This is a genomic window from Bradyrhizobium sp. (genome assembly GCF_028868675.1).
Classification (GTDB): domain Bacteria; phylum Pseudomonadota; class Alphaproteobacteria; order Rhizobiales; family Xanthobacteraceae; genus Bradyrhizobium.
Genome location: NZ_JAGWUA010000250.1, coordinates 1 through 6,088 on the forward strand (window position 1 = coordinate 1; position 6,088 = coordinate 6,088).

A 6,088-nucleotide genomic window follows, 5' to 3' on the forward strand; every position below is an offset into this window, starting at 1 on the left:
TCTTGCCCTCGCGGCCCACGACTTGGCCGACGTGTTCGAGCTGCTGCGCCATGCGCTGGTTGGCGGCGACGATTTCATTAAAGGTGTCGGCGATCTTGCCCTCGATGCCGATGTGATCGCCGGTCATCCGCACCGAGAAATCGCCCGCGCGCATTGCCTGCAACGCGTGAAGCAAATCCTGCAGTGGATCGGATGCGCCGTTGGCGGGTTTGGGTTTTGCGACCCGGCGAGTGGAGGGTGATGCTCCAGTGGAAAGTTCACTCATGGTGTTTCCTTGGCCAGGTCGCGCGAATTCTGTCGGCTGAGATGCAGTCGCATCGATAGAACTGCCGCCCCATTGGCAGATCAAGTTGGAACAAGGGTTAGGGTTGTGGAATCAACGACATGGAACCCAGCCCAACCGTGCTCAATGCGGCGGGAACCTAAATGTTCCAACATCGAAGAAATTATCTGGAACCCGAAACGAAAAACGCCCCGGCGAAACCGGGGCGTTGAACGTGTCGGTTGAATGAGAGCGGATCAGGAGCCCTTGGGGTTGATCTCGGCGTAGTTACCCTTGGCGTCCCACTTGTACACGACGTAGTCGATCACCTTGATGTCACCCTTGGCGTCGAAGGAAAGCTTGCCGAGCACGGTGTCCCATTCGCCGCCCTTGATGGTCTCCATGACCTTCTTCGGATCGGTGGTCTTCGCCTTCGCGACCGCCTGCGTCCAGACCTGCATCGCGGCGTAGGTGTAGAGCGTGTAGCCCTCGGGATCGATGTTCTTGGCCTTGAACTTCTCCACGATAGCCTTCGCGGTCGGCTTGTTGCGCGGGTCGGGGCCGAAGGTGAACAGCGTGCCTTCGGCGGCAGGGCCGGTGATCGAGGCGAATTCCTTGTCGTTCATGGCGTCGCCCGCCATCAACACCGTCTTGAGGCCCTGGTCGCGCATCTGGCGCAGGATCAGGCCGGCTTCCTGATGGTAGCCGCCGACGAACACCAGATCGATATTGTCGCGCTTCAGCCGCGACACGATCGCGTTAAAGTCCTTGTCGCCCTTGTTGTAGGACTCGTTCATCTTCTCGGTGACGCCGGCCTTGTTGAGCGCCTTCTTGGTCTCGTCGGCGAGACCCTTGCCGTAGGTGGTCTTGTCGTTGAGGATCGCGATGTTCTTGCCCTTGAAGTTCTTGGCGATGAACTGGGCAGCGATCAGGCCCTGCTGGTCGTCGCGGCCGCAGACGCGCGCCACGTTCCACAGCTTGCGCTCGGTGAACAGCGGATTGGTAGAGGCCGGGGTGATCTGCAGGACGTTGCCGTCGGCATAGGCTTCCGAGGCCGGGATCGAGGACGACGAGCAGTAGTGCCCCGCGACGAACGGAATCTTGGCGCCGGCGATCTTTTCCGCGACCGAGCGCGCCTGCTTGGGATCGCAGGCATCGTCCTCGACGTCGAGCGCGAGCTTCTTGCCGTTGACGCCGCCGGCGGCGTTGAGGTCCGCCACGGCCATTTCGGCGCCGTTCTTCATCTGGCGGCCGAAGGCGGACTCGCCGCCGGTCATCGGGCCTGCGACTGCGATGGTGACGTCCTGCGCGAACGCCGCGCTCGACAGCGCGATCGAAGCGCCGAATGCCAGACCGATGAGCTTCAGTGATTTCATGAGGTACCTCGGGGGTGATCGCCTGTGGGAATTGCCGGGACGCGCCCGGCCCAAACCGGCGCCATTCTTGAATGAATTTGCCGAGAAGTCATCGGCAAAATTCAGCCAAGGCGAAGGATATCTCGCCTTGCCGCGGCCCGCAGCGTGCCACTTTGGTCTCAGGTCCGCCGGCCGCCTTCCAGGTAGGCCGCGCGAATTTCGGCGCGCTGCAGCAACTCGGCGCCGCTTCCGGCCAGCGTGATCAGGCCGTTGACCATGACGTAGCCGCGATGGGCGAGCTTCAGCGCGTGATTGGCGTTCTGCTCGACGATCAGGACGGTCAGGCCGTCTTGCCGGTTCAGGGTGCGGATGGCGTCGAAAATCTGCCGCGCGATCAGCGGGGCCAGTCCCAGCGAGGGCTCGTCGAGCAGCAAGAGGCGAGGCCGGCTCATCAAGGCGCGCCCGATCGCCAGCATCTGCTGCTCGCCGCCGGACAGGGTCCCGCCGCGCTGCGTCATGCGCTCCTTCAGCCGGGGAAACAGCGAGACCACGCGCGCGAGGGTCGCCTCGCGCTCCTCCTCGGTGCACCCGGTTGCGTCCGCGCCCATCTGCAGATTCTCCGCGACGCTCATGCGCGGGAAGATGCGCCGTCCCTCCGGCGACTGCGCGATGCGCAGCCGCGCGATCTGGTGGGTGGGTACCTCGGTGATGTCCTTCCCTTCGAACAGGATCCGTCCCGCGCGGGCGCGCGGCTTGCCGAAGATCGACATCATCAGCGTCGACTTGCCGGCGCCGTTGGCGCCGATCAGCGCGACGATCTCGCCGGCGTTGATCTCGATGTCGACGCCCTTCAGCGCCTCGATCTTGCCGTAGGCGGCGCGCAGGCCCCGGATCGCGAGCAGGGGCTCGGTCACGACCCGCTCTCCATCACCGCCATCGCCTCCTCTTCGTCGGCGCCGAGATAGGCGGCGATCACCCTGGGATCGTCGCGCACCTCGCGCGGCGTGCCCTCGGCGATCTTCACGCCATGATCCATCACCACGATGTGGTCGGAAATCTCCATCACCACGCTCATGTCGTGCTCGATCAGGAGGATCGAGGTGCCGTGCTCGTCGCGGATCGAGAGCAGAAGCTCGCTCAGCGCCGCGCTCTCGCGCGCGTTCAGGCCGGCGGCGGGCTCGTCCAGGCAGAGCAAGGCGGGCTCGGTGCACATCGCGCGTGCGATCTCGAGCCGGCGCTGGTCGCCATAGGCGAGGTTGCCGGCGGCGTCGTCGGCGCGATCCAGCAGCCCGACCCGCTTCAGCCAGGCGGTGGCGAGGTCGATCGCGCTCTTTTCGGCGCTGCGATAGGTGGGGGCGCCGATCAGGCCGAGAAACGTGAAGCCGGAAGCCCGCATCAGCGTGTTGTGCTGCGCGACCATCAGGTTTTCCAGCGCCGTCATGCCGGGAAACAGGCGGATGTTCTGGAAGGTGCGGGCGACCTTGGCCTGCCTGGCGATGCGGAAGTCGTTCAGCCGCTCGAGCGCGATCGTCCGGCCGTCGTCATGCGTCAGGCGGATGGCGCCGCCGGTCGGCTTGTAGAAGCCGGTGATGCAATTGAACACGGTGGTCTTGCCGGCGCCGTTCGGCCCGATCAACGCGGTGACCTTGCGCTGCTCCGCCGAGAACGACAGATCCTGCACGGCGACGATGCCGCCGAAGCGCATGGTGAGCCGGTCGACGTTCAGGATCCGCCCGCCGCTCATCCGTGACCCTCTTTCACGAGGTCGGAGGAGATGGCCTGCGCCTTCGTCAGGTAGACCGTCGGGGCGCGATGGCCGATCAGGCCACGCGGACGCCAGATCATGATCAGCACCATCGCCATGCCGAACACCAGCATGCGATAGGTTTCCAGCCCCCGGAACAATTCGAAGCCGCCGATCATGGCGAGCGCGGCCAGCGCGACGCCGAGCTGCGAGCCCATGCCGCCGAGCACGACGATGGCGAGCACCAGCGCCGATTCTTGGAAGGTGAAGGATTCCGGGCTGATGAAGCCCTGGCGGGTGGCGAAGAAGGCGCCGGCAAAGCCGCCGAACATCGCACCCGTCGCGAACGCGGTGAGCTTGGTGGTCGTGGTGTTGATGCCGAGCGCGCGGCAGGCGACCTCGTCCTCGCGCAGCGCTTCCCAGGCGCGGCCGATCGGCAGCCGGCGCAGGCGGATCGTCACCCAGTTGGTGAGGAGGGCCAGAGCCAGGATCAGGTAGAACAGGAAGATGATGCGATGGGTCGCGGAAAACTCGATGCCTAGCTTGGCGGCGAGCCCGTCGTCGCTGTTGTCGAGGGGAATGCCGAACAGGGTCGGGCGCGGAATCCCGGAGACGCCGTTCGGCCCGCCCGTGAGGTCCTGCCAGTTGATGATGACGAGGCGGATGATCTCTCCGAAGGCGAGCGTCACGATCGCGAGATAGTCGCCGCGCAGCCGCAGCACCGGGAAGCCGAGCATCACGCCCCAGAACGCGGCGAGGATGCCGGCGAGCGGCAGGCAGATCCAGAACGACCAGCCGAAATTGGTGGCGAGCAGCGCGTAGGAATAGGCGCCGACGGCGTAGAAGGCGACGTAGCCGAGATCGAGCAGGCCGGCGAGCCCGACCACCACGTTCAGTCCCCAGCCCAGCATCACGTAAGTCAGCACGAGGATCGCGAGATCGAGGATGTAGCGCTGGTTGTAGAAGATCACGGGTACCAGGAGCGCGAAGATCAGCAGTGCGGGCGCCAGAAGGCGGCCTGCCCGCGACAGGCCGCGCTGCACGGCGGGCGGTACCAGCTTCTCGGCGCCGGTTGGTCCGAGCCATTGCCGCAGCAACTCGATGACGATCGAGCCGCCGAACACGATGCCGACGATGGAGGCGAGATCGCCGAAGCGCGTCCAGTAGGTCAGTTGTCCGTCGGAGCCGGCCTCGGTGCGGATGCCGATCATCAGCGAGAACAGCACGAGCGCGACCAGCGCGCTGAGGAAGGCCTTTTTCAGGATGAAGGGGATGCCGGCTGCGCGGCTGGTCTGCATGGTCTCGGACGGGAGAGCTGTCACGCGCGCGTCCGATCAGACTTTTTCGACTTCGGGACGGCCGAGCAGACCGGTCGGCATGAAGATCAGAACGACGATCAGGATCGAGAAGGCGGCGACGTCCTTGTATTCGACGGAAAAATAGGCCGACCAGAACGTCTCGATCAGGCCGATCGCAAGCCCGCCCAGCATCGCGCCCGGCAGCGAGCCGATGCCGCCCAGCACCGCCGCGGTGAAGGCCTTGATGCCGGCGACGAAGCCCATGAAGAAGTCGACCAGGCCGTAATAGAGCAGGTACATCAGGCCGGCGACGGCGGCGAGGGCGGCGCCGATCACGAAGGTCATGGAGATGGTGCGGTCGACGTCGACGCCGAGCAGCGCCGCCATGGTCTGGTCCTGCTCGCAGGCGCGCATGTCGCGCCCTAGCCGGGTGTGCGACACCAGCCAGGTGAAGATCGACAGCAGAACGATCGTGGTGACGACGACCAGGATCTGGACGTTGGAGAGCTGCACGACAAAGCCGTCGGCGCTTTCGTGCAGGGTATGGCCGCCGGTGATGAGCGGCGGAATCGGCTTGACGCGGGCGCCCTGCGCCACCTGCGAGTAGTTCATCAGCACGAAGGACATGCCGATCGCCGACAGCATGGGCGCGAGCCGGAAGGAGTGCCGCAGCGGCCGGTAGGCGATGCGCTCGACCGTCCAGCCGTAGAGCGCGGTGATCGCCATGGCGACCAGCAACACCACGAGCAGGATCACCGGCACTGCAGTCAGGCCCAGCGAGACCAGGATCAGGAAGGTGATGAGCGCGATGAAGCCGCCGATCATGAAGATGTCGCCATGGGCGAAATTGATCATGCCGACGATGCCGTAGACCATGGTGTAGCCGATGGCGATCAGGCCGTAGATCGAGCCGAGGACCAGTCCGTTGATGAGCTGCTGGGCGAAATAGTCCATGGGTTGCCGTTGTTCGGTCGCTGGCGCCCGGCAACGATCGTTGCCGGGCCCCGGCAGCCCTCGTGCGGCGTCGTGTCGTTTTCTAACAGGCGGGAACCGGGCGCGGCAACAGGGTGGGGCCTTCATATAAAGGCTTGTACAGAGGCATTTTTCGCCGCCGGTTCCGAGCTGCGCGAGGAACCCGGTTCCGCAGGCAACCAATGCGGACATCGCCCGTTATCCACCCTGACGTCCAACAAGGGAGATGTCTCCGATGATGAAACAGCAGAACCAGAATCCGGGCCAGCAGGGTCAGAGCAATCCCGGCCAGCAGCGCCCCGGCCAGCAGCAGCAGGGCGGCGGCCAGAAGCCCGGACAGCAGCAGCAGGATCCGATGCGCCAGGGCGACAAGAAGCCCGGCCAGCACGGCGAGGATCAGCGCTAGGCTTGAGTTTCGGGAAATGCTGACAGAGTGGATCGAAAGTCCCGCCGCGAG

At 65.0% G+C, this 6,088-nt stretch carries 7 protein-coding genes; 1 reads left to right on the forward strand and 6 read right to left on the reverse strand.

The features are described from left to right. From KGM94_RS22695 to KGM94_RS22720, 6 genes are all read right to left on the reverse strand, one after another. On the reverse strand, positions 1–265 hold a 265-nt coding region (locus KGM94_RS22695; protein ID WP_300264317.1), incomplete at its 3' end, for a hypothetical protein. Between the two features lie 254 nt (positions 266–519). Next, positions 520–1,638, reverse strand: coding sequence for a branched-chain amino acid ABC transporter substrate-binding protein (locus KGM94_RS22700; RefSeq protein ID WP_300264319.1), 1,119 nt, complete (start codon positions 1,636–1,638; stop codon positions 520–522). 158 nt (positions 1,639–1,796) lie between these two features. Continuing rightward, the gene (locus KGM94_RS22705) at positions 1,797–2,531 is read right to left on the reverse strand and encodes an ABC transporter ATP-binding protein (protein WP_300264321.1); all 735 of its coding nucleotides are present in this window, start codon (positions 2,529–2,531) and stop codon (positions 1,797–1,799) included. Beyond that, complete coding sequence (locus tag KGM94_RS22710; RefSeq protein WP_300264323.1) at positions 2,528–3,361, reverse strand: ATP-binding cassette domain-containing protein; 834 nt, start codon at positions 3,359–3,361, stop codon at positions 2,528–2,530. Before KGM94_RS22710 ends, KGM94_RS22705 begins: the two co-directional genes overlap by 4 nt. Beyond that, positions 3,358–4,659 (reverse strand): high-affinity branched-chain amino acid ABC transporter permease LivM, encoded by a 1,302-nt coding sequence (livM, locus tag KGM94_RS22715; protein WP_300264329.1) that lies wholly within the window; start codon positions 4,657–4,659, stop codon positions 3,358–3,360. The genes KGM94_RS22710 and livM overlap by 4 nt, the downstream gene beginning before the upstream one ends. Before the next feature lie 36 nt (positions 4,660–4,695). After that, positions 4,696–5,613 carry a branched-chain amino acid ABC transporter permease LivH gene (locus KGM94_RS22720; RefSeq protein ID WP_300264325.1) on the reverse strand — a complete coding sequence of 306 codons (918 nt, stop codon included), beginning with the start codon at positions 5,611–5,613 and terminating at the stop codon, positions 4,696–4,698. A 253-nt stretch (positions 5,614–5,866) separates the two neighbouring features. Here KGM94_RS22720 and KGM94_RS22725 point away from each other — a divergent pair, with 253 nt between their 5' ends. Further along, on the forward strand, positions 5,867–6,037 hold the full coding sequence (locus KGM94_RS22725) for a hypothetical protein (protein ID WP_300264327.1): 171 nt from the start codon (positions 5,867–5,869) through the stop codon (positions 6,035–6,037). Positions 6,038–6,088: the final 51 nt, after the last annotated feature.